Here is a 20,645-nt window from a genome sequence, read left to right on the forward strand (position 1 = left end):
ACATGAAACGTATCGTACCGACGCTGGCGGCGGCCTCCATGCTGGCCGCGCCGGCGGCATCGGCGGCCGACAGCCAGTACAAGCTGCTCGTGCTGGCCATCCCCAACAAATACCATTACGAATACATCCCCGTCGCGCGCGACAGCCTGGAAAAGCTGGCCAAGCTGCACGCGTTCGAATTCACGTACACGAACAAGACCGAGGCCTTCGACGGCGACCTGAAACAGTATGCGGCCGTCGTGTTCCTCAACACGCCGGGCGAGGAACTGAATCCGGCGCAGCGCGCGAACTTCGAGGCGTACATGCGCGCCGGCGGCAATGCCGTCGTCGTGCACCGCGCCGCCATCACGCCGCCGAACGGGTGGGTGTGGTACGAAAAGCTCGTCGGCCGCTCGTTTAAAATCCACCCGTTGCTGCAGACGGCGGCCGTCGACGTCGTCGACAAGGGTTTTCCCGCGACGTTCGGCCTGCCGCCGCGCTGGATCTGGAGCGACGAGTGGTACGAGACGACGAACCCGTACAAGGTCGCCATCCACCCCGTGCTGAACGTGGACGAATCGAGTTATGACCCGACCAGGATCTGGCCGGGCCAGGTAGCGACGGGCATGGGCAAGGATCACCCGGTGTCGTGGTATCACCGGTACGAACAGGGCCGCGTGTTCGTCACGCTGCTGGGGCACAACGTCGAGATGTACCGCGACCCGCAATACCTTGCCCACCTGATGGGCGGGATCTGGTGGGCGGCGACGGGCAAGGGCCAGCAGCGCTGACCCTCGCCCACCCGGTCAGTAGTTCAGGCCCGCGCGGATGCCGAACATGCGCGGCTCGACGTACGATGCCTGCATGAAGCCGCCCCACAGGGAATCGCCACTCGTCTTGGCGCGCTTGTCGAACGCGTTGCGCACATACGCTTCGGCAAACCATTTGCCCTCCGGCGCTTCGAGCCGTGCCGAAGCATCGACCAGGGCATAGGCTGCCTGGTAACGGCCGATGTGGGCCCAGTCTGAATTGCGCAGGTCGAAGTAGGCCTTGTCGCGCCAGTTCACCTTCACGTACGGCGTCAGCTTGTAGCCGCCGGCCAGGTCGAAGTCCTGCGCGAAGTTCATGTTGACCTGGTACTTCGGCGTGTTGGGCAGGTGGTTGCCGGTGATGTCGTACAGCCGGCGGCCCAGCAGTGCCTTGTTCGTACCATTGTAGACGGCCGGGCAAGGCTGGACGCCGAATTCGGCGCGCACGTCGCCGCACTGGTAGTCGTCGCTGTAGTTGTCGAAGCCATGCACGCTGGTGTCGATGAGGGCGAAGCCGCCGCCGAAACGGGCGCCGTGCCACGGCTTGTAGTCCCACTCGATCTCCAGGCCGGGGATGCGGGTGTCGCCGACGTTGATGGTGCGCCAGCTCTCGTACACGTCGCACTTCGGCTGGTCGGCCGGGCATGGCAGGTGATTGTCCGGGATGATCTGGTTGACGAAATAATTACCGGTCAGCTGCATGTCCTTGTAGCGCATGTAGAACGCGGTGACGGACAGGCTCAGCTTGTTGTCCAGGAAGCGGCCCTTGTAACCCAGCTCGTAGTTCGTGACGGTCTCCGGACCGTAAGGCAGGAACGTCGCCTCGCCCGGCTTGCCCGTGGCCGCGCACAGGTGGTAGTTGCAGCTGTCGACCTTGTCCGCGAAGCCGCCGGCCTTGTAGCCGGTCGAGATCGAGGCATAGGCCATCTGGCGCGGGGTGATCTGGTATTGCGTGCCGAGGCGCCAGGTCACCTTGCTCCAACTTTCCTTGTGGTCGTTGTTGGTGGCGTTCGCATAGCCGGCATAGGCGATCGGGCCGCCGCCGGCCCAGCCCATCAACTGGGTCAGGTCGGTGCCGTCGTGGATCACGAAGTCCGGCGTGCCGGGGGTGCCGCGGTCGTACATGCCGCGGTAGTAGGCCGGGTTGCCGATCCAGTTGGCGCCATAGACCTTGCCGCCCTGGTCCTGCTTCCAGTCGTCGTTGTAGCGCAGGCCCAGCGTACCGGTCCATTTCGGCGCGAAGTTCCAGTCGGCCTGGCTGTAGATGGCCTTGGAATCGACCTGGCGGTTCGGCTGCGCATAGACCACGCTGCCCGGGTCGCCGAACGGATGCTGGATCGCTTCCGTCATCTCGTAGTCGATGCGGTTACGCTCGTGCATCCAGAACAGGCCGGACACGTACTTCAGGGACCCGAGCTTCTGCTTGAGCTGCAGTTCATGCACGGTCGACAGGTAGCGCGAATCGGCCGTGCGGTGCCAGGTGTCGCGCAGCGGCCAGGTGCCCCAGTTGCCGTCGGGCGTATTCGGGAACGGGGCGATGTCGGCCCACGACGGCGCGTTCTGCAGGCCCAGGTCGTCGTCCGTGATCTGCGAGCGGCGCTGGTCCGAGACCGCGAAGTTGTAGTTGACCGACGTGTGGTCGTTGAGGTTCCAGTCCAGGCCCGTGCGCAGCGTGCGGATATTCAGGTCGGTGGCGCCCGGCACGTTGACCTTGATGTCCCATTCGCTGCCGGGGCAGGCGTAGCGGGTGCCGGCGCCGGACGCGCAGTCGCGGAAGAAGGCATAGCCCGCGCCCGAATCCTGGAAGTTCTCGAACGCGGCGCGCAGCGTCAGGTCCTTGTTGATGCGCAGCGCGGCCTGCAGGCGGGCCGCCCACTCGTCCTGGTTGGTGTAGTAGTCGCGCGGCGAGACCGGGTGGTTGTAGCGCATGTCCACGTCCGGGATGCCGTTCGGGACCCAGCCCTTGGACGGCACGTTGGCCTCCGACAGATCCTGCGTCTGGTGCGCATAGCCGTCGCGCACCACGCGCATGAACGAGCCGCGCAGCGCCAGGCTGTCGTTGACGACGACGTTCTGCACGAGGCTGATCTGCTTCTTCTGGTAGTTGCCGAAGTCGACCTCGGCGCGGCCGTAATTGCCGTTGAAATCGGGCTTGGCGGTGATCACGTTGACGCTGCCGCCGGTCGAGTTGCGGCCGAACAGCGTGCCCTGCGGGCCGCGCAGCACCTCCAGCTGGTCGATGTCGAACATCAGCGCCTGCGCGCCCTGCGGCCGCGGCGAATACAGCCCGTCCACATGGAAGCCGACGGCCGGGTCGCCGGTCTCGGTGAAGTTGGTCGAGGTGATGCCGCGGATCGTGATCTGCACGCCGCTGTCCAGGCCCTGGTTGATGGTGACGTTGGGGATCTCGTTGCCCAGGTCCGCCATGCTCGTCACGCCCTTGCGGGTCAGCTGGTCCTGCGAGAACGCGGTCACGGCGACCGGCGTCTTGAGCAGGGAGGTGCTGAAGCGGGTGGCGGTCACCGTCACCTCGGGAATCGTGTCGCTGGTTTGCGCCTGCCTGGCGGCGGGCGTGGTGGCCGTGGCCTGGGTATCGCTCTGGGTCTGGGCCTGGACGGGCAGCGCGGCGAAGGCGCAGGCACTCGCGACAGCCACGCTCATTGCCGTTCGTTTCATCGGATGCAGCATCTTATCTCCTTGGTCTTCTGAATTATGCGTGCCGGCGATGCGGGGTCCGGCACGTGGTCGGGACAAGGGACCGTCGAACCGGCCCCGTACGAACGAGTATTTCAATCCGTATTCGTAAAATCAAAGAATTTCGCCGGACACCTTTCAGTTTCTTCGTCTTTACTAAACAACGGGTTTGTCGCGCGACGGCTCCTTTACGGCCGCGGCGCGTCCACCGCGACTGTCCGTTCCGCGGCGTTCCACGCGCGCACGGCGACTTCAAGCCCGCCCTGGCCGGCGGCGGCCGGATCGAATTCGGCAGTGACGACGCGGCGCTCGCCCGGCATCAGCGACACGTAGTTGTCCGACCAGTACACGGGCAGCACGCGCGCGCCGCCGGCCGTCTTCAAGGTCAGCTTCGCGGTCAGCAGCGGCACCGCGGATGGATTGGCCAGCGTGACGTCCACCTTGCGCGTCGCGCCTTCCGTGCGGCCGGCGGCGCGCACGGTCACGGCTACGGCGGGCAGCGTGTCCAGGCCGCGCAAGCGGTCCGGGCTCGTGGCCTCCCAGTACACGTTGTCGGAGAGCGGGCGGCCCGCGCCATCGGCGAGCGTCAGTTTCACGACCAGCAGACCCTCGCGCGCCAGCAGCTTGCCGATGCCGAGGTCGATGGGGCCGGACGTGCCGCCGCCGGCCACGCTGACGGTGGTCGCGCCGCGGCCGGCCAGCCTGCCGTCGACCGTGTACGCCGCGAACGCCACGTGCGCGTTCTCCAGCGGCGTGACCGGATTGTTGATGACGTCGACGGCGTGATCGGGCAGGTTCAGTTGCACGTGCACGGGTTCGGACGCGTGTTTCGTGCCGTAGTAGGCGGCGTGCGTGTCATAGTCGTGGCTGAGGATCTGCCACATCGTGCTCGGCCAGGCGGGCTGCGTCATCCACAGCATGCGGCCGCTGTTCTCGCGCCACAGCCCCGCGTTCATGCCCTCGAAGATGGCGCGGTGCGAGTCGTAGTTCATGAGCTGCGCCTTGCGCTCGAAGTCGGCGAGCGAGCCGGGAGCGCCGTACTGGCGGTCGAGCGCCTTCATGAACGGCTCGACGCGGCCGTTGCCGCTGGCGTGCCAGTCGTGGTAAGCGGCCGTGTCGCCCAGCGGCCAGCGCTCGGACGGCGGAACGACGGCCTCGAACGCCTCCCGCGTCGGGAACGACGGCGTGCCCACCTCGACGGCGAAACCCTTGGCGTGCGTCGTGAAATAGGTTTCCGGCGGCTGGTAGTCGTACGGGCCGCTGTTCTGCAGGTTCACGCGGTTCGAGCTGCCCGTGTACCAGCGCGTGCCGTCCTCCGCGTAGATCAGCGCTTCCAGTCTTTCGTTCAGCGCCGGCTGCGGCACGCCCTCGTTGCGGCCGAACCAGGCGACGATGGACGGGTGATTGCGGAAGCGGCGCACGACGTCCGCGGCATTCGCCATGAACAGGTCGACGTCCTGCGGTTCGATGTTGTAGTCCTGCGTCGAGGCCCAGAAGTCGTTCAGCACCATGAGGCCGTACTCGTCGGCCAGCTCGAAGAACGTCTCCTCGGTGTCCTGGCCGACCCAGTTGCGGATGATGTTCACGTTCGCGTCGCGGTGCAGGCGGAAGTACGGTTCCAGGCGCGCGCGGTCGACGCGCTTCATGAAATCGTCCATGCCCCAGCTGCCGCCGCGCGCCGCGATGCGCACGCCGTTGACCTTGATGACGAGGTAAGGCGTCAGGCGCGTGTCGTCCAGTTCGCGGATCGCCTTCGTTCCCTCGGCCTCCGCCCGCAGACCCGTCGCCCACTGGTTGTCCGCGATCTTGCGCAGCGCCTCGTGGCGGGCGTCCGTGATGCGGATGCCGAGTTCGTGGGCCTTCGTGAAATCGGCTTCCACGCGGCGCAAATGGCCCGTATGGTCGACCAGCGACAACTCGTACGTCACGCTGCGGATGCCGAAGGCGGTGTGCGCGTGGTCGGACAACGCCGCCCCTTGCAGCACGTCGACGTCGAGGTCGTGCAGTTCCGGCTTGCCGTAGCCGTTCGGCCACCACAGGCGCGGATGCTTGACCTTGAGCGCGGCGAATTCCGCCGCCGCGAACCGCACCGTGCGCGTACCGGGCGCCACGTCCAGCGTGCGGCTCACGACGATCGGCGCCAGCGCTCCGGCGCGGTCGCGGATGGTGGCGCGCACGGTCGCGCGCACGGGCTTGTCCGACACGTTCGTCACCGGCACCTCGATGCCGATGTCGGCCTCGCCGTTGTCGGCCGCCAGCGCGGTGATCACGTGCGCGTCGCCCACGCGCACGTCGCCCGTGCTGCGCAGGACGACGTCCTGCCACAGGCCGGTGTTACGGTCGCGCACCGACGGAATCCAGTCCCAGCCTTCGGTGGCGATGAAGGTCGGTCCGTCCTGCGCCTGCACCCCGCCGTTCTCGCCGACGCCGGCCGCGATGGATTCCTCGTGCGCGATGCCGGGATGCGGCGGCGGCGACACCTTGACCGCGATGACGTTTTCGCCCTTCCGGTTCACGTACGGCCCGAGGTCGACGCTGCCGCGCACGAAGGCGCCGCGCGTCGTGCCGGCCTTGCGGCCGTTGACCCAGATGTCGGCTGCGTAGTTGATGCCCTTGAACGTGACGAACAGGTGCCGGCCCGGCCGCCGGTCCGGCGGCAAGACGAAGCTGGTGCGGTACCACCAGTCCTGCCGGCTCAGGCTTTCCGGAATCGCCAGGTTGTCGAGGCCATACGCCGGGTCGGGATACACGCCGCGGTCGACCAGCGTCGTGAGCACGGTGCCGGGCACGGTGGCCTTGTACCAGTGCGACGCGTCATAGCCGCCGCTTGCGATCTGGCTGGCGGTTCCCAGTGCCTTGTCCGCCGATTGCAGCGTCCAGGCGCGGATCGTCCAGGTGTCGGCGCCGCGCTGCTCCAGCGCCGGACCGGCGTAGGCCGGCACGGCGGCGGGGTGCGCCGGCGGCGTCGCGCTCTTCGGCAGCGTCCACGCATCCTGCGGCGCGAGCTGGCCGGCCATCTGGTGCGTCTGCAGCGGCCAATGCGGGCTGCCGGACTCGAACACGGTCAACGTCTCGTCCGGCCGTGCGGCCGCCAGGCGGGCGACGGCCTGCGCATCCAGCGCTTCGTCCGCGACCATCAATCCCGCGACGCGGCCGGCGAAACCGCCGGTGGCGCCGGTGCGCGGCGCGATCGCGAGCTGCGCGGCGTCGGTGTCCGCGCCGTCCGCATCCTGCCGCGCCACCTCCCTGCCGTTCGCGTACAGGACGACGCGGCGGCCGTCGCGGCTGGCCGCGACATGCGTCCAGGCGCCCGCGCCGAGCGTCACGTCGGTGCGCAGCGGCGCGCCCGCGCCGCAAAACGCCAGCTTGCCGTCGACGCTGCACAGGTAGCCGATGCCCGCCATGCCGGCCAACAGCGCCGTGCCGCGCGCGGGTTCGGACGGCTTGAACCAGCCGCCGATGGCGAAGCCGCGCCGGGCGGCCAGCGTCATGCCCTTGGGCGGCTTCTTGACCAGGCCATCGCTGGCGGCCGGGAATTCGGCGTTGAACGGCCCCCACGTGGCCGCGCCGGCGACCGGCGCCAGCGCGGCGGATGTGGCCAGCAGCACGGCAAGGACGGCGTTCAAGGGACGGGGTGGGCTGGCGACGGGCGTGGGCAGGCCCGAACTGGCGTGGCGCATGGAGGTCTCCGGGAATGGACGTGATGTCCCGGCACGGGGCGGCCGGGATCGTTGTGCGGCGGATTCTGCATCCGGCCGATGGGAGGGTCAAACGGGGGACGGCCCTGGCGGCGCAGTTTAGCCGTGATCACTAAACAGCCCGCGACTCGACGGCGGCGCGCCCTGCCCGCCCCGTGGCCGCGATCTCCCGGCTCTTTAGTAAAGCCGTCTGACCGCTCTCAACATCCCGGCAGACCTTGGCGCAGGGTCACCCCGCCGCATGGGCATGTCCGTAGGATGTTTTTATTACATGCAAAAACATCATGTTCCGCCATCGCGGCGGAGCGTTGCCCAAGTCATCGTCGTCTTTCGGAGATCCCGCATGAACATCCACGCATTGCCTTGCCCGTCCCGGCGCCTCCTTGCGGCCTTGTTGCTGTCGTCCGCCGCCGGCGCGGCCTGGGCCGATTGTTGCAACACCCCCAGCAAGGCCGGCCGCATGACGGGCGGCGGCTCCCTCATCTGCCCCGGCGCGGCCTACCGCTACACGTTCGGCTACGAGTTGCATTGCCAGCAGAACGGCACGATTTCCGGTCCCAACAACCTGGAAGTCAACCTGTCCACCGGCGACCACTTTCATTTGACGGATCTCACCCGGGGCCTGTGCACCGGCCCCGACGCCACCACGCCGAACGCGCCGTTCAACACGTATTACGGCACCGGCAGCGGGCGCCTGAACGGCGAGCCGGCCAACATCTGGTTCAATTTCGTCGACCGGGGCGAGCCGGGCGCCGGGGTCGACATCGCCGCGTTCACGATCCAGACCTCGTCGGGCAACCTGCTCCAGTGCAGCAATACGCTCGAAGGCGGCAACAACCAGGCGCACCAGGCCACCGGCGCGAAGCCGTAACGCGCCCGCGTGCCACGCCCCGGCCAGGAACGATGCGGCCGGGCGTTGGCGTGAGCCGGCGGGCTACGGGTGAAAGCGGGCGCATGCTATAGTTGCCGGCCTGGGCGCCGCGCCAGGCCCGCTATCCACACCATGAACCCTTCTCCGCCCGATCGCCTGCGTACCCGGCTGCGGCAGCTGCTGCGCGCCAATGCCATCCTGCTGTGGGCGGCGCTGGTCGGCTGCGCCGGCGCGCTGGCGACGCTCCTCTTCCGCGACGGCCTCACCCTGCTGCAGGCGCTGCTGTTCGGCCGCAGCGGCTCCTTCGTCGACATCGCGACGGCCCTGCCCTGGCCCGCGCGCCTGCTGACGCCATGCGCCGGTGGCCTGCTCGCGGGCTGCCTGCTGGTGCTGGCGCGCCGCCACGCCGGCGGCGTCCGGGCCGACTACATGGAAGTCGTGGCGGTGGGCGACGGCAAGGTGCCGGTGCAGCTCACGCTCGTCAACAGCGTATCGTCGCTGCTGTCGATCGCATCTGGCGGCTCGATCGGCCGCGAAGGCTCGATGATCCAGCTGGCCGCGATGACCGCGTCCGTCGTCGGCCGCATCGGCCGCTTCAACACCGTGCGCCTGCGCCTGCTGGTGGCCTGCGGCGCGGCGGCCGGCATCGCCGCGGCCTACAACGCGCCCATCGCCAGCGCCTTCTTCGTCACCGAGATCATCCTCGGCGCCATCACGATGAACAGCCTCGGACCGATCATGGTCGCCGCCGTCGTCTCCAACATCACCATGCGCCGCCTGCCCGGCTATCACCCGACCTACGAGATGCCGGCCTTCGCGCCGATCGCCAACCTGGAAGTCGTGTGGTTCGTCGCACTGGGCGTGCTCGCGGGCCTGATCGCGCCGGCCTTCCTGTACGCGCTGCAGCGCACGCGCCGCCTGTTCGCCGGCAGCGGCCTGCCGCTGCCGCTGCCGCTGCGCCTCGCGCTCGGCGGCCTGGGCGTGGGCGCCATCTCCCTGTGGGTGCCGCAGGTCTGGGGCAACGGCTACAGCGTCGTGAACGCGCTGCTGCACCAATCCTGGCTGTGGCAGGCCGTGCTCGTGGTCCTCGTCTGCAAGATCGCGGCGACCCTGCTCACCAGCGGCTCCGGCGCCATCGGCGGCATCTTCACGCCCACGCTGTTCGTCGGCGCGGCCATGGGCCACTTGTTCGCGCTGGTGCCGCAGGCGCTGTGGCCGGAGACGGCGGCGGCGCCGGCGGCCTTCGTCGCGGTCGGCATGGGCGCCACGCTCGCCGCCGCGACGAGCGCGCCGCTGATGGCGATCCTGATGATCTTCGAGATGACGCTCAGTTATTCGTTGATGCTGCCGCTGATGCTCGCATGCGTGGTCGCATACGGTGTCGCACGCGCCGTGAACGGCCCGTCGATGTACGAGATCACGGCCCGCCGCGCGGCCGACGAGCACGAACGCGAGCGCCTGCGCGCCATCCGCATGCAGGAATTGATCCGCCCCGTCGCCACCGTCCTGCCGCTCGACGCCCCCATCGCGCAGGCCGCCGCGCTGTTCCGCCAGCATCCCGTGAAATACGTCTACCTCGTCGACGACGCGCGGCGCTACCGCGGCGTGGTGGCCCTGCACGACGTCGCCGCGCTGTACCAGCAGGACGGCGCGGCCGCCCGCACCTGCGCCGACATCGCGCGGCCCGACGCGCTGCCGGTCGTGAGCGCCGACATGAGCCTGGAGGAAGCGCTGCGCCAGTTCATGCGCCACTTCGGCGAGCGGCTGCCGGCCGTGCGCAGTGCGGTCGATCCCGAGTTGCTCGGGGCGGTGCACAAGACGGATGTGCTGGATGCGTATGTCAGGTTGAACCGGGAGCCGCTGGGGGTGCAGGTGGAGGGGTGATGCTTGTTCACTGTTTTTCGTTGTTCACGTAACGTGAACAAGCCTGGAAGATGAAAATCCTGTTATGCTTGTTCACATATTTGCGCTGTTCACGTAACGTGAAAACAGAAAAATCATGAACAATCCATTCATACCGGACCTTGAGGTCGAGTTGGTGGCGGGCGCCCTCGATGCGCTGCATGAGTCAACGCGTATTCAAGGGAAGATTGTCGACGATGCGGCGTCCGATGCCGGTGCCGTGGTTTTACTTGAAATCAATGGACGGAAGCTGCGGTACCACTGCGCGGTCAAGAAGAAGGTCGATCGGTATGCGCTGCCGCACGACCTGCTGAACAGACTCGACAATGCGCAACATACTCTGCTTGTCAGCTCCCCGTTGAGCCCGGACATGGCAAACCGTTGTCGCGACATCGGCCTGCAGTTCATCGATACGGCGGGCAATGCCTACATCAATGACGGGGCCGGCATCTATGTGCACGTGACTGGCCGACGCGGCGACATTGACCGCCAATTTCCGGTCAATGACACGATGACGCCGGCAGCACTCAGAATGATGTTCGCGTCCCTCGCCGAACCCGCGCTGCTCGATGCGCCTTATCGGGACATCTCATCCCGGGCACGCATATCGACCGGCGCCATCAGCAAGGCGTTCGAGACCTTGGAATCCCGCGGATTGATTGGTTTGGCGTCCAGCGGCAAACGCATGATTCGTACGCCGGAGCTGTTTCTGAACGAATGGGCCAGCGGCTATGCGGGAAGACTCAAGCCCAAACTCAGAAAATACCGTTTTGCTATCGATAATCTCGACAGGTTCCTCACCTGGAATCCTGAATTCCAGCTTTCGGCATGGGGCGGCGAACCAGCAGCCATGATGCTGACCGGCCACCTCAAACCCGAAGCGTGCACGGTTTATGTTGATATGGATGATCCACATACGCTCAAGGACATCGTCAAGGATTTCCGCTTGCGCGCGGATCCCCAAGGCCGCATCGAAATCATCGAGATGTTCTGGAACCCGGATCACTTCACCGACTCGTTTCCAACGGTACCATTGCACCTCGTCTATGCGGACCTGATGGCCACCCACGATTCGCGCAACATTGCCGCGGCACGCCAGCTCATACCCGGAATCACCCAGCATGTACACGATTCGACCCGATAAACCCGTCAATCCGGTCCTTCTCGAGATACTGGCAACGGTCCAGGCGATAACGAAGAAACTCGGCTGCGATTATCTTCTGGTCGGCGCGACCGCACGCGACATGCTGATGACCCATGTGTTCGGTCTCGACGCGCGCCGCGCGACGCACGACGTGGACTTTGCCATCGCGCTCGAAAGCTGGGACCAGTTCCAGGCCCTGAAGACAGCGCTCGTCAATCGATAAGGATGGACAACGCTAGCTCTTCCGTGCACCGGCTCAGCTCGAAGCCCAGGCAGTGGCTCGACTTGCTCGACGCATACCGTCAATCGCAAAACGGCCTGCCACGACGAATCCTAGGTCAGCGCCCCTGCCAGGACGGTCTGCACCAGATCGTCGATCTCGCCCGTGACGTTGGTCATCGTGCTCGCCACCACGGCGAACTCCTTGCCCACCGGGCCGGCACGCGCCGCGACGACTTGTGCGTTGAAGGCGACCATGCGTGCCTGCCGCGCGATGGTCTTGATGTCACCCATCAAGTCCTGCATCTGGCGGCGCTGCAGCGCGGCATGCCGCTTGGACTGTTCCTCGTACACCAGGGTCAGGGCGTTGAGCACGCTGAGCAGCGGTGTCGCGCAGCGCACCAGCTCGTCGAGCAGCGCGGGCGCGCGGCGCGACCCGCTACCGATGGCATCCAGCGTACTCTCGTCCAGGGCAATGAAGTCGCGCACGACCTTGTCCCCCTGCAGCGTGCCGAAGTAGGCATCGTGCAGCTGCTGGCAGAAGACGCCCGGCAACCCTTGCTTGCCCTGCACCAGCGTGATATGCGCGTCCTTGAAGGCCGCCAGCGCGTCGCGCGCGGTCCGGTCCGCGTCTTCATGGCCCAGCGACGCCAATACCGAATACAGCACCACCCGCTGGGACGTGAAGCGCCGGCGGCCGGACAGGTTGATCAGGGCGCCGAACACGTCGCCGGACAGCTTGACCTCGGACTTGGCGACGAACAAGGGGGGAAGAGTTTCTGCGTGCATCTAGGGCTCCGATCGGTTTGACCGCCGGCGGCGGCCGATACAGAACTCGATGCAGGTTTTATGCCAGCTTGATCCATGGCTGCCGTACTGATATGCACTAACTTGAATCAAGCCATTGCAAGTCTTGCACCCGCAGCGTGAGACAGCCCAAATAGCGGGCAGGCGCCGCCTATACCGGAGAGGAATGAAGCACAGCCGTCCGCTCGTAATGCCGCATCTCCTCGAGATTGCCCACGAACGGCTTGACGCTCGCAAAGAACGCCCGGAATTCGGGGCTCTTGCGAAAGCCCTCCATGTGGCCTTCGACCGAATCCCATTCGATCCGCAGGATGAATGACGTCGGCTCTTCCGTGCACCGGCTCAGCTCGAAGCCGAGGCAGTGGCTGGATGCGCGCAGCGCTTCGCCGGCCGTCGCGTAGGCGGCGATGAACTGGTCGGCCTGATCGGCCGGGATCTTGTAGCGGACGTATTCGATCACCATCGTGTGCTCCTTTCCTGTTCAGGCAAACAACATGTGCACATAAACAAAAAGCCCGCTTTCTTGCGAAGAGCGGGCTTTCGTTCACAGAAACGTGGGTTCCTGCTTAAAACGGGATATCGTCATCCATATCCGAAAAGTTCGCTGCCGGTTTCGGCTGCGGACGTGCGGCCGGGGCCGGCGGTGCCTGGCGCGGGGCCGGACGGCTCGGCGCGGCGTCGTAGCCGCCCATGTCGTCGCCGCCGCCGTAGCTGTCGCCGCCGCCCATGCCCTGGCGGCCGCCCAGCATCTGCATGTTTTCAGCGATGATGTCGGTAGCGTAGCGCTCGATGCCGTCCTTGTCCGTGTACTTGCGGGTCTGCAGGCGGCCTTCCACATAGACCGACGAGCCCTTTTTCAGGTACTGGCCGACGATTTCGGCGAGGCGGCCGAAGAACGAGATGCGGTGCCACTCGGTCAGCTCTTTCTGCTCGCCGGTGTTGCGGTCCTTCGATTTGTAGGACGTCGCCACGGCGATGTTGGCGATGGCGTCGCCGCTCGGCATGTAGCGGATTTCCGGATCGCGGCCGAGGTTGCCGACGATGATGACCTTGTTAACTGATGCCATTTTGTAAAGCTCCTTTGGATGGTCCCCGACTCTGCGTGCTGACTAGGCGCCAGGGAAACAATGGGAATTGCGTCCGCTATTATGCCTGTTTCGTTGCCTCAGGTTGCAACTTTTTGTGCACATTGGCGGCTGGCGGACAACCGTTTGGCAGCACCCGCTCAGACCACGTAAATGGGGGCAAAGTGCCCGGATTGGAAGAGATGCGCATCAATACGACCCGGCGAAAAATATTTCGGTTGTCTGGCGAGTCTGCCATTGAATTGCCCCGCCCCCGGACCACATACGGAACGCACCCGTCGTCTCACACGGCATGTAAGAACGACGCATCTTGGCAAGTCGTCATATCATGCTGCCAAGCCTCGCAGACTTTTTCGAGCGCCGGCATACCACTGTAAATAAAAACAGTTAAACTAGTGCGCTTTCCCGTTCGGCCCGCTCACCCGTCACCTGCGTGCGCCGGCCCCGCAACCATTCGAAAGCCTTCAAACAACAATGGAAGAAATCCGTATCCGCGGCGCCCGCACGCACAACCTCAAGAACATCAATCTTGACCTGCCGCGCAATAAGCTGATCGTCATCACCGGCCTGTCGGGTTCCGGCAAATCCTCGCTCGCTTTCGACACCCTGTATGCCGAAGGCCAGCGCCGCTACGTCGAGTCGCTGTCGGCCTATGCGCGCCAGTTCCTGCAGCTGATGGAAAAGCCGGACGTCGACATGATCGAGGGCCTGTCGCCGGCGATTTCCATCGAGCAGAAGGCGACGTCGCACAATCCGCGCTCGACCGTCGGCACCGTCACCGAGATCCACGACTACCTGCGCCTGCTGTACGCGCGCGTCGGCACGCCGTATTGCCCCGATCACCCGGAAGAGCCGCTGGCCGCGCAGACCGTCTCGCAGATGGTCGATGCCGTGCTGGGCATGCCGGAAGGGACCAAGCTGATGATCCTGGCGCCCGTCGTCGCCAACCGCAAGGGCGAGCACAGCGACCTGTTCGAGTCGATGCAGGCGCAGGGTTTTGTCCGCTTCCGCATCCAGAGCGGCACGCACGCGGCCAAGATCTACGACGTCGACGACCTGCCGAAGCTCAAGAAGACGGAAAAGCACACGATCGACGTCGTCATCGACCGCGTCAAGGTGACCGCCGAGATCAAGCAGCGCCTGGCCGAAAGTTTTGAAACCGCGCTGCGCATCGCCGACGGCCGCGCCGTCGCGTACGAGATGGACACCGACAAGGAACACATCTACTCGAACAAGTTCGCGTGCAACGTCTGCGGCTACTCGCTGCAGGAACTGGAACCGCGCCTGTTCTCCTTCAATAACCCGATGGGCGCCTGCCAGGAGTGCGATGGCCTGGGCCACATCGAGTTCTTCGACCCGAAGCGCATCGTCGCGTTCCCGAACCTGTCGCTGGCGTCCGGCGCCGTGAAGGGGTGGGACCGCCGCAACCAGTTCTATTTCCAGATGCTGACGAGCCTCGCGTCGCACTACGGTTTCGACCTCGACAAGCCGTTCGAGCAGTTGCCGAAGCCGGCGCAGGAAGCCGTGCTGTTCGGCTCCGGCAAGACCGCCGTGCCGTTCGCGTACGTGAATGAGCGCGGCCGCACGGTGATCCGCGAGCACACGTTCGAAGGCGTCGTGAACAACCTGCAGCGCCGCTACCGCGAGACGGATTCGATGGCGGTGAAGGAAGAGCTGGCGAAGTTCATCAACGAGAAGGAATGCCCGTCGTGTGGCGGCGCGCGCCTGCGCACGGAAGCGCGCTACGTCAAGATCGGCAATGGCAAGCAGCAGCGCGCCATCTACGAAGTCGCGAAGACGCCGCTGCGCGATTGCCTGACCTATTTCGACGGCCTCGAACTAACGGGCGCCAAGCGCGACATCGCTGAACGCGTGATCAAGGAAATCGTCGCGCGCCTGAAATTCCTGAACGACGTCGGCCTGGATTATCTGTCGCTGGACCGCAGCGCCGACACTCTGTCCGGCGGCGAAGCGCAACGCATCCGCCTCGCGTCGCAGATCGGCTCGGGCCTGACGGGCGTGATGTACGTGCTGGACGAGCCGTCGATCGGCCTGCACCAGCGCGACAACGACCGCCTGATCGGGACCCTGAAACACCTGCGCGACATCGGCAACAGCGTACTCGTGGTGGAACACGACGAGGATGCGATCCGCACCGCGGACTACATCGTCGACATGGGCCCGGGCGCGGGCGTGCACGGCGGCGCCGTGATCGCCGAGGGGTCGCTCAAGGACATCATGAAGAGCAAGACGTCGCTGACGGCGGCTTACCTGTCGGGCAAGAAGAAAATCCACGTGCCGAAGAAGCGCACGCAGGCCGACCCGGACCGCCAGCTCGTCATCACGGGTGCGACCGGCAACAACCTCAAGAACGTGTCGCTGGAGCTGCCGGTGGGCCTGCTCACGTGCGTGACGGGCGTGTCGGGTTCCGGTAAATCGACGCTCGTGAACGACACGCTGTACCCGGCGCTGTCGCGCCACCTGTACGGTTCGCAGACGGAGCCGGCGCCGCACGACGCCATCCACGGCCTGGAACACTTCGACAAGGTGATCTCCGTCGACCAGGCCCCGATCGGCCGCACGCCGCGCTCGAACCCGGCCACGTACACGGGCGTGTTCACGCCGATCCGCGACCTGTTCGCGACGGTGCCGACGGCGAAGGAACGCGGCTATTCGGCCGGCCGGTTCTCGTTCAACGTCAAGGGTGGCCGCTGCGAGGCGTGCCAGGGCGACGGCGTGATCAAGGTCGAGATGCACTTCCTGCCGGACGTGTACGTGCCCTGCGACGTCTGCCACGGCAAGCGCTACAACCGCGAGACGCTGGAAGTCCAGTACAAGGGCAAGAACATCACCGAAGTGCTGGACATGACGGTCGAGGATGCGCACGAGTTCTTCAAGCCCGTGCCGGTCATCGCCCGCAAGCTGCACACGCTGCTGGACGTGGGCCTCGGCTACATCAAATTGGGGCAGAGCGCGACGACCCTGTCGGGCGGCGAGGCGCAGCGTGTGAAGCTGTCGCTGGAACTGTCCAAGCGCGACACCGGCCGCACGCTGTACATCCTCGACGAGCCGACGACGGGCCTGCACTTCGCCGACATCGACCTGCTGCTGAAGGTGATCCACCGCCTGCGCGACCAGGGCAACACGCTCGTCATCATCGAGCACAACCTGGACGTCATCAAGACGGCGGACTGGATCGTCGACCTGGGTCCGGAAGGCGGCGCGGGCGGCGGCACGATCGTCGCGCACGGCACGCCGGAGGATGTGGCCGCGAATCCGGACAGCGTGACCGGCAAGTATCTCAAGCCGCTGCTTAAAGCGTAAACGTAGCAACGTCGTCCCCGCGCAGGCGGGGACCCAAGTTCAGCACCCAAGTGCAGCGCCGGGCCGATGATACGCATACTTACTTGGGTTCCCGCCTTCGCGGGAACGACGGTCTTTGGTGCGCCTTCCCTCGCACGCGCTACTCCACCGTATAAAACGGCTGCTTCACCCTTACCGGCCGCACATCCATCCTGATCCGGTAGACCGAATACGCATCCTCGCGGTTCGTGACGTATTCCGCGCTGTCCGGCACGCGTGTGAACGTGAACTCGAACCCGCGTTCCGGAGACTGGCTGTCCGGCCCTTCGAACGCCACGCCGACGGCGCGCTGCAGATCGCTGTCCACCAGTTTTTCGAGCAGGTCCGCGACCGCCGTGTTGCCGAGGATGTCCGTGTAGAAGATCGGTGCGCGGTGCTCGACGTACTTCCGGTCCACGGGCTCCTTGTCCGGTCCCGGCACATAGGTGCGCGTGGCCAGGTTGAACCGGTCGCCGCTGTCCAGATAACTGATGCGCGCGTTGGATAGATTGAACCCCGGCTTGGCCTTGTCGGTGCTCGCACCCGCCAGATCGAGCACGAGCGCGCCGCGATAGCCGATCACGGTCACGTCGCGCGCCGGCCCGACGATGGCTGCCGTGTTCTCGTCGATGCCCAGTCCCAGCTTGTATCCCTTGGCCAGCATCGCGGGCAGCATGCGGCCGAAGCGCCCGCGCGCGAGCAGGTGCTGGTCGACGAAGACGTCGGTGCCGATGAAGCCGAGGCCCGGCGCCACGTCCTTGCCGTCGACCACGCCGTTCTTCAGCACCGGCATCACGTCCAGCGGCGGATCGTAGAACATCGTGCTGCTCATGATGGCGGCGCCGGCGCTCGTGCCGGCGATGACGCCGCCGCGCCGGTACAGCGCCCACAGCGCGTCCAGCACGGCCGTGTTGGTGCCATCCAGATGCCGCAGCGCGCCCGTGATGCGGGCCTGATCTCCGCCCGTGAAGAATGCGCCGCCGGCGTTGCGCACGGCGTCGGCGAGGGCCGGATCGTCGGCAGCTTTGAGCGCATCGGCCCCGGCCAGGCGCGGCGCGACCGGCACGACAAACGCCCGCGCGCCGTAGCAGTTCAGGGCGTCCACGGTGAGCCGGCCTTCCTTCGTCGGATTCTCGGCGGCCGTCGGGAGCACGGCGATGCGCGCGCCCTTCCCGCCCGCCAGCGCGACGACTTTTTCCCACACCTCGGCATTATTGACGCGCAGGCCGCCGCCGATGATGACCAGCGATCCTCTCGCCGCACCGGCATCTGCCGCCGCCGCGCCGGCGCTGGCGACGACGAGCGCCAGCGCGCAACATACGCTCTTGACCATGTCAGCGGAACGAGTAGTTCGCGCTCACGAACGCGCTGCGGCCGCGCGGGTCCGTGTAGCTCGGGTCATACCCGGCCAGGAAGAACCAGGCCTGGTTCGAGAACGGCGGGTCCGCGTTGAACAGGTTCAGCACACCGGCGCGCACCTTCAACTGCTTGTTGACCGTCCAGCTGCCCGTCAGGTCCCACAGCGAATAGTATTTCACGTGGTTGGGTGCGAGGAGCTTGTCCGTGTACGGGTCGTAGGTCGTGTTCTGGTCCGTGTAGCCGGTCGAGTACTGGTTCGCCAGGGTCAGCGCGAGGGGACCGTTGTCCCATTCGAAGTTCACGCGGTGGCGCCACTTCTGGATCACCTGGTCGTTCAGGAACACGCCCAGGTTGCTGCGGTAAGGCTCGTCCGGGCCGAACTGGCGGTCGTAGTGCAGGATCAGCGTGCCGGACAGGTTGATGCCGAAGCGGCCCCACGGTCCGCGCTCGGTGCGCCAATCGCCGCCGATGTCGAAACCCGACGTCTTCAGCTTGCCCTGGTTTTCCTTCATCAGGAGGATGTTGGAGATGAAGCCGTCCTCGTCGCGCTGGATGTACTTGCCGTTGTAGGCTTCCGGGTTTTCGATGATGACCTGCTCGCCCAGCGTGCTGATGACATCCTTCTTCTCGATGTTCCAGTAATCGATCGACAGGCTCGTGCGCTTGACCGGCTCGAACACGACGCCGAGCGTGAACTGGCGCGATTTCTCCGGCTTGAGGTTCGGGTTCGAGCGGCGTTCGACATTCCACTGGTCGGTACACGTATCGATGCTGCCTTCCTGCTTGACGCACTGCGGGTCGGTGAGGATGCCGGCCGTCGTCCCGAAGATCGTCGGGCGCTTCAGGTCCGACAGCGACGGCGCGCGGAAGCCCGTGCCGGCCGACGCGCGCAGCAGCAGCGATTGCGCCGGCTGCCAGCGCAGGCCGATCTTCGGATTGGTCGTGTTGCCCACTTCGCTGTAGTGGTCCCAGCGCAGCGCGAACTGCATTTCGAGTTCCTTGGTGAACGGCGCGACCACCTCGGTGAACACGGAGGCCACCTTTCTCGTATTGTCCGCCGTCTCGACGTCGGCCAGTTCGCCGGCCGGGATCGTGCTGTCGCGGTCACCGGCGATGTTGTTCGACTTGAGCAGTTCCGACGGCGTGAACGTCTGGTGCTCGTGCCGCAATTCGCCGCCGACGGCGAGCGCGAGATCGCCGCCCGCCAGCGCCGTCAACGCGCGCGACATCTTGCCGTCGAGCGAAGTGGACACGCCCTTCGCCTTTCTCGCCTCGTCGTTGATCTTGATGCTGTTGATCAGGTCCAGTCCCGCCTGCGACGAGGGCGCGAACGGATTGATCGTCCCCGCGCGCACGCCGGCCTCGAACTTGTCGTACAGGACGTAGCCGTTCACGTACTTGTCGACGGCCTTGTTCTCGGCGCGTCCCAGCGCGACGTCGTAGTCCCAGCCCGCGAGCGTGCCGGTGGCGCCCAGCAGCAGGCGCTGTCCGGTACTCGTCACTTCGTTGCTGCGGTTGCCCGCTTCGGCCATGCGGTAGCGGATGCCGCTGAAAGTGTCCGGCAGGCCCGGTGCCGACAACGCCGTCCGATAGGCGTCCGGCAGGATGCTCACCGGCAGATTGCGGATGCGGACGGGATTCGGCGACAGCACGTATTTCGACGTCGCCTCCGTCTGCACGAGTTCCGCGAACAGCTGGTTGTCCGCGTCGAGCTGGAACGTCGCGCGGCCGATGAAGCCGATCTTGCGCGAATCCGGATAGATCTCCGTGTCTTCCATGTAGTCGTAGCTGCAGCCGGCCGCGCCGCCCGGTCCCTTTGCGGCGTAGACGGTGGCGGGCGCATTGCAGTTCGGCGAACTCGGATTGACGCGGCTCGACGTGCTGCCGGCCGGCAGCAGGCCCGCCGCGATCAGGGCGGCGCGCTGCGCGCCCGAGATGTCGACGTTGGCGGGAAAGGTATTGCTCGACATCTGCGCCGGCAAGGTCGTCGCGAGCGGGCGCTCCGCGATGAAGCGGCGCTGGCCCGAGCGCAGGCGGTCGAGCTGCTGCACGTCGAGCACACCGAACACGTTGAAGCGGTCGGTGGACAGATCGCCCGTGCCGCCGCTGAGGCTCAAGGTGCGCTTGCCGGCGCCGCCCTGCTGGGTGCCGGCGGCCGACGCGGCCAGGTCGATGCCCGTGTAATCCTTGCGGGTGATGAAGTTGATCACGCCGCCGATGGCATCCGTGCCGTAGATCGCCGATGCGCCGTCCTTGAGCACCTCGACGCGCTGGATCGCGCCGGCCGGGATGTTGTTCAAGTCGACGCCCGAGTTGTCGCCCGGGGATGCGAAGTTGGCCAGGCGCCGGCCGTTCAGCAGGATCAGCGTGGACGAGACGCCGAGGCCGCGCAGGTTGGCGCCATTCATGCCGCGCTGGCCGGAGGTGCCGTCCGAGATGCTGGGACCGTCCGTCAGCGGCGCCGTGTTCGCACTGATGTTCTTCACCAGTTCCGCCGCGGTCGTGGCGCCCATCTTCTCGATGTCCTCGCGCGAGATCAGTTGCACCGGCAGCGCGGTCTCGGTGTCGATGCGCTTGATCGACGAGCCGGTGATTTCCACGCGGTGCATTTTCGGTTCGTCCGCCTGCGCCTGCGCGTATGCCTGTTGCGCCATCAGGCCCATGGCCGCCGCGAGGACGGTCGGTTGCAAGGCTCTCGTAATGTGCTTGGTCATGCGGTGCATCCTCTCTCGGTGT

At 66.0% G+C, this 20,645-nt stretch carries 13 protein-coding genes; 6 read left to right on the top strand and 7 right to left on the bottom strand.

Annotation, left to right across the window (positions count from 1 at the left end):
* Positions 1-2 precede the first annotated feature (2 nt).
* Positions 3-770, top strand: coding sequence for a ThuA domain-containing protein (locus U9J41_RS22110; RefSeq protein ID WP_322404309.1), 768 nt, complete (start codon positions 3-5; stop codon positions 768-770).
* A 15-nt stretch (positions 771-785) separates the two neighbouring features.
* Here U9J41_RS22110 and U9J41_RS22115 read toward each other — a convergent pair whose 3' ends face one another.
* Positions 786-3,449 carry a TonB-dependent receptor gene (locus U9J41_RS22115; RefSeq protein WP_322404310.1) on the bottom strand — a complete coding sequence of 888 codons (2,664 nt, stop codon included), beginning with the start codon at positions 3,447-3,449 and terminating at the stop codon, positions 786-788.
* A gap of 221 nt (positions 3,450-3,670) precedes the next feature.
* The gene (locus tag U9J41_RS22120) at positions 3,671-7,162 is read right to left on the bottom strand and encodes a glycosyl hydrolase 2 galactose-binding domain-containing protein (protein ID WP_322404311.1); all 3,492 of its coding nucleotides are present in this window, start codon (positions 7,160-7,162) and stop codon (positions 3,671-3,673) included.
* A gap of 361 nt (positions 7,163-7,523) precedes the next feature.
* Between U9J41_RS22120 and U9J41_RS22125 the strand changes: the two genes are divergently transcribed.
* The 4 genes from U9J41_RS22125 (at position 7,524) to U9J41_RS22140 (ending at position 11,320) form a co-directional block, all read left to right on the top strand.
* A complete protein-coding gene (locus tag U9J41_RS22125) occupies positions 7,524-8,051 on the top strand; it encodes a hypothetical protein (RefSeq protein WP_322404312.1) in 528 nt (175 codons plus the stop codon).
* 132 nt (positions 8,052-8,183) lie between these two features.
* A complete protein-coding gene (locus U9J41_RS22130) occupies positions 8,184-9,935 on the top strand; it encodes a ClcB-like voltage-gated chloride channel protein (protein ID WP_322404313.1) in 1,752 nt (583 codons plus the stop codon).
* 115 nt (positions 9,936-10,050) lie between these two features.
* Entirely contained in the window at positions 10,051-11,097 is a 1,047-nt protein-coding gene (locus U9J41_RS22135; RefSeq protein ID WP_322404314.1) for a type IV toxin-antitoxin system AbiEi family antitoxin, read from the top strand.
* Positions 11,075-11,320 carry a hypothetical protein gene (locus tag U9J41_RS22140; protein WP_322404315.1) on the top strand — a complete coding sequence of 82 codons (246 nt, stop codon included), beginning with the start codon at positions 11,075-11,077 and terminating at the stop codon, positions 11,318-11,320. The genes U9J41_RS22135 and U9J41_RS22140 overlap by 23 nt, the downstream gene beginning before the upstream one ends.
* Positions 11,321-11,430: 110 nt before the next feature.
* Here the strand turns inward: U9J41_RS22140 and U9J41_RS22145 are convergent, their stop codons facing one another.
* From U9J41_RS22145 to ssb, 3 genes are all read right to left on the bottom strand, one after another.
* Positions 11,431-12,105, bottom strand: a complete 675-nt coding sequence (locus U9J41_RS22145; RefSeq protein WP_322404316.1) for a methyl-accepting chemotaxis protein — start codon at positions 12,103-12,105, stop codon at positions 11,431-11,433.
* A gap of 169 nt (positions 12,106-12,274) precedes the next feature.
* The gene (locus tag U9J41_RS22150; RefSeq protein ID WP_322404317.1) at positions 12,275-12,586 is read right to left on the bottom strand and encodes a putative quinol monooxygenase; all 312 of its coding nucleotides are present in this window, start codon (positions 12,584-12,586) and stop codon (positions 12,275-12,277) included.
* Between the two features lie 103 nt (positions 12,587-12,689).
* Positions 12,690-13,190, bottom strand: coding sequence for a single-stranded DNA-binding protein (ssb, locus tag U9J41_RS22155; protein ID WP_322404318.1), 501 nt, complete (start codon positions 13,188-13,190; stop codon positions 12,690-12,692).
* A 492-nt stretch (positions 13,191-13,682) separates the two neighbouring features.
* Here ssb and uvrA point away from each other — a divergent pair, with 492 nt between their 5' ends.
* A complete protein-coding gene (gene uvrA, locus U9J41_RS22160; protein WP_322404319.1) occupies positions 13,683-16,532 on the top strand; it encodes an excinuclease ABC subunit UvrA in 2,850 nt (949 codons plus the stop codon).
* Between the two features lie 139 nt (positions 16,533-16,671).
* Here the strand turns inward: uvrA and U9J41_RS22165 are convergent, their stop codons facing one another.
* Both U9J41_RS22165 and U9J41_RS22170 read right to left on the bottom strand, forming a co-directional pair.
* Positions 16,672-17,883 (bottom strand): cyanophycinase, encoded by a 1,212-nt coding sequence (locus tag U9J41_RS22165; RefSeq protein ID WP_322404320.1) that lies wholly within the window; start codon positions 17,881-17,883, stop codon positions 16,672-16,674.
* Between the two features lies 1 nt (position 17,884).
* Positions 17,885-20,623, bottom strand: a complete 2,739-nt coding sequence (locus tag U9J41_RS22170; protein WP_322404321.1) for a TonB-dependent receptor — start codon at positions 20,621-20,623, stop codon at positions 17,885-17,887.
* Positions 20,624-20,645: the final 22 nt, after the last annotated feature.

It is taken from the genome of Massilia luteola, assembly GCF_034420155.1.
GTDB lineage: Bacteria > Pseudomonadota > Gammaproteobacteria > Burkholderiales > Burkholderiaceae_D > Telluria > Telluria luteola.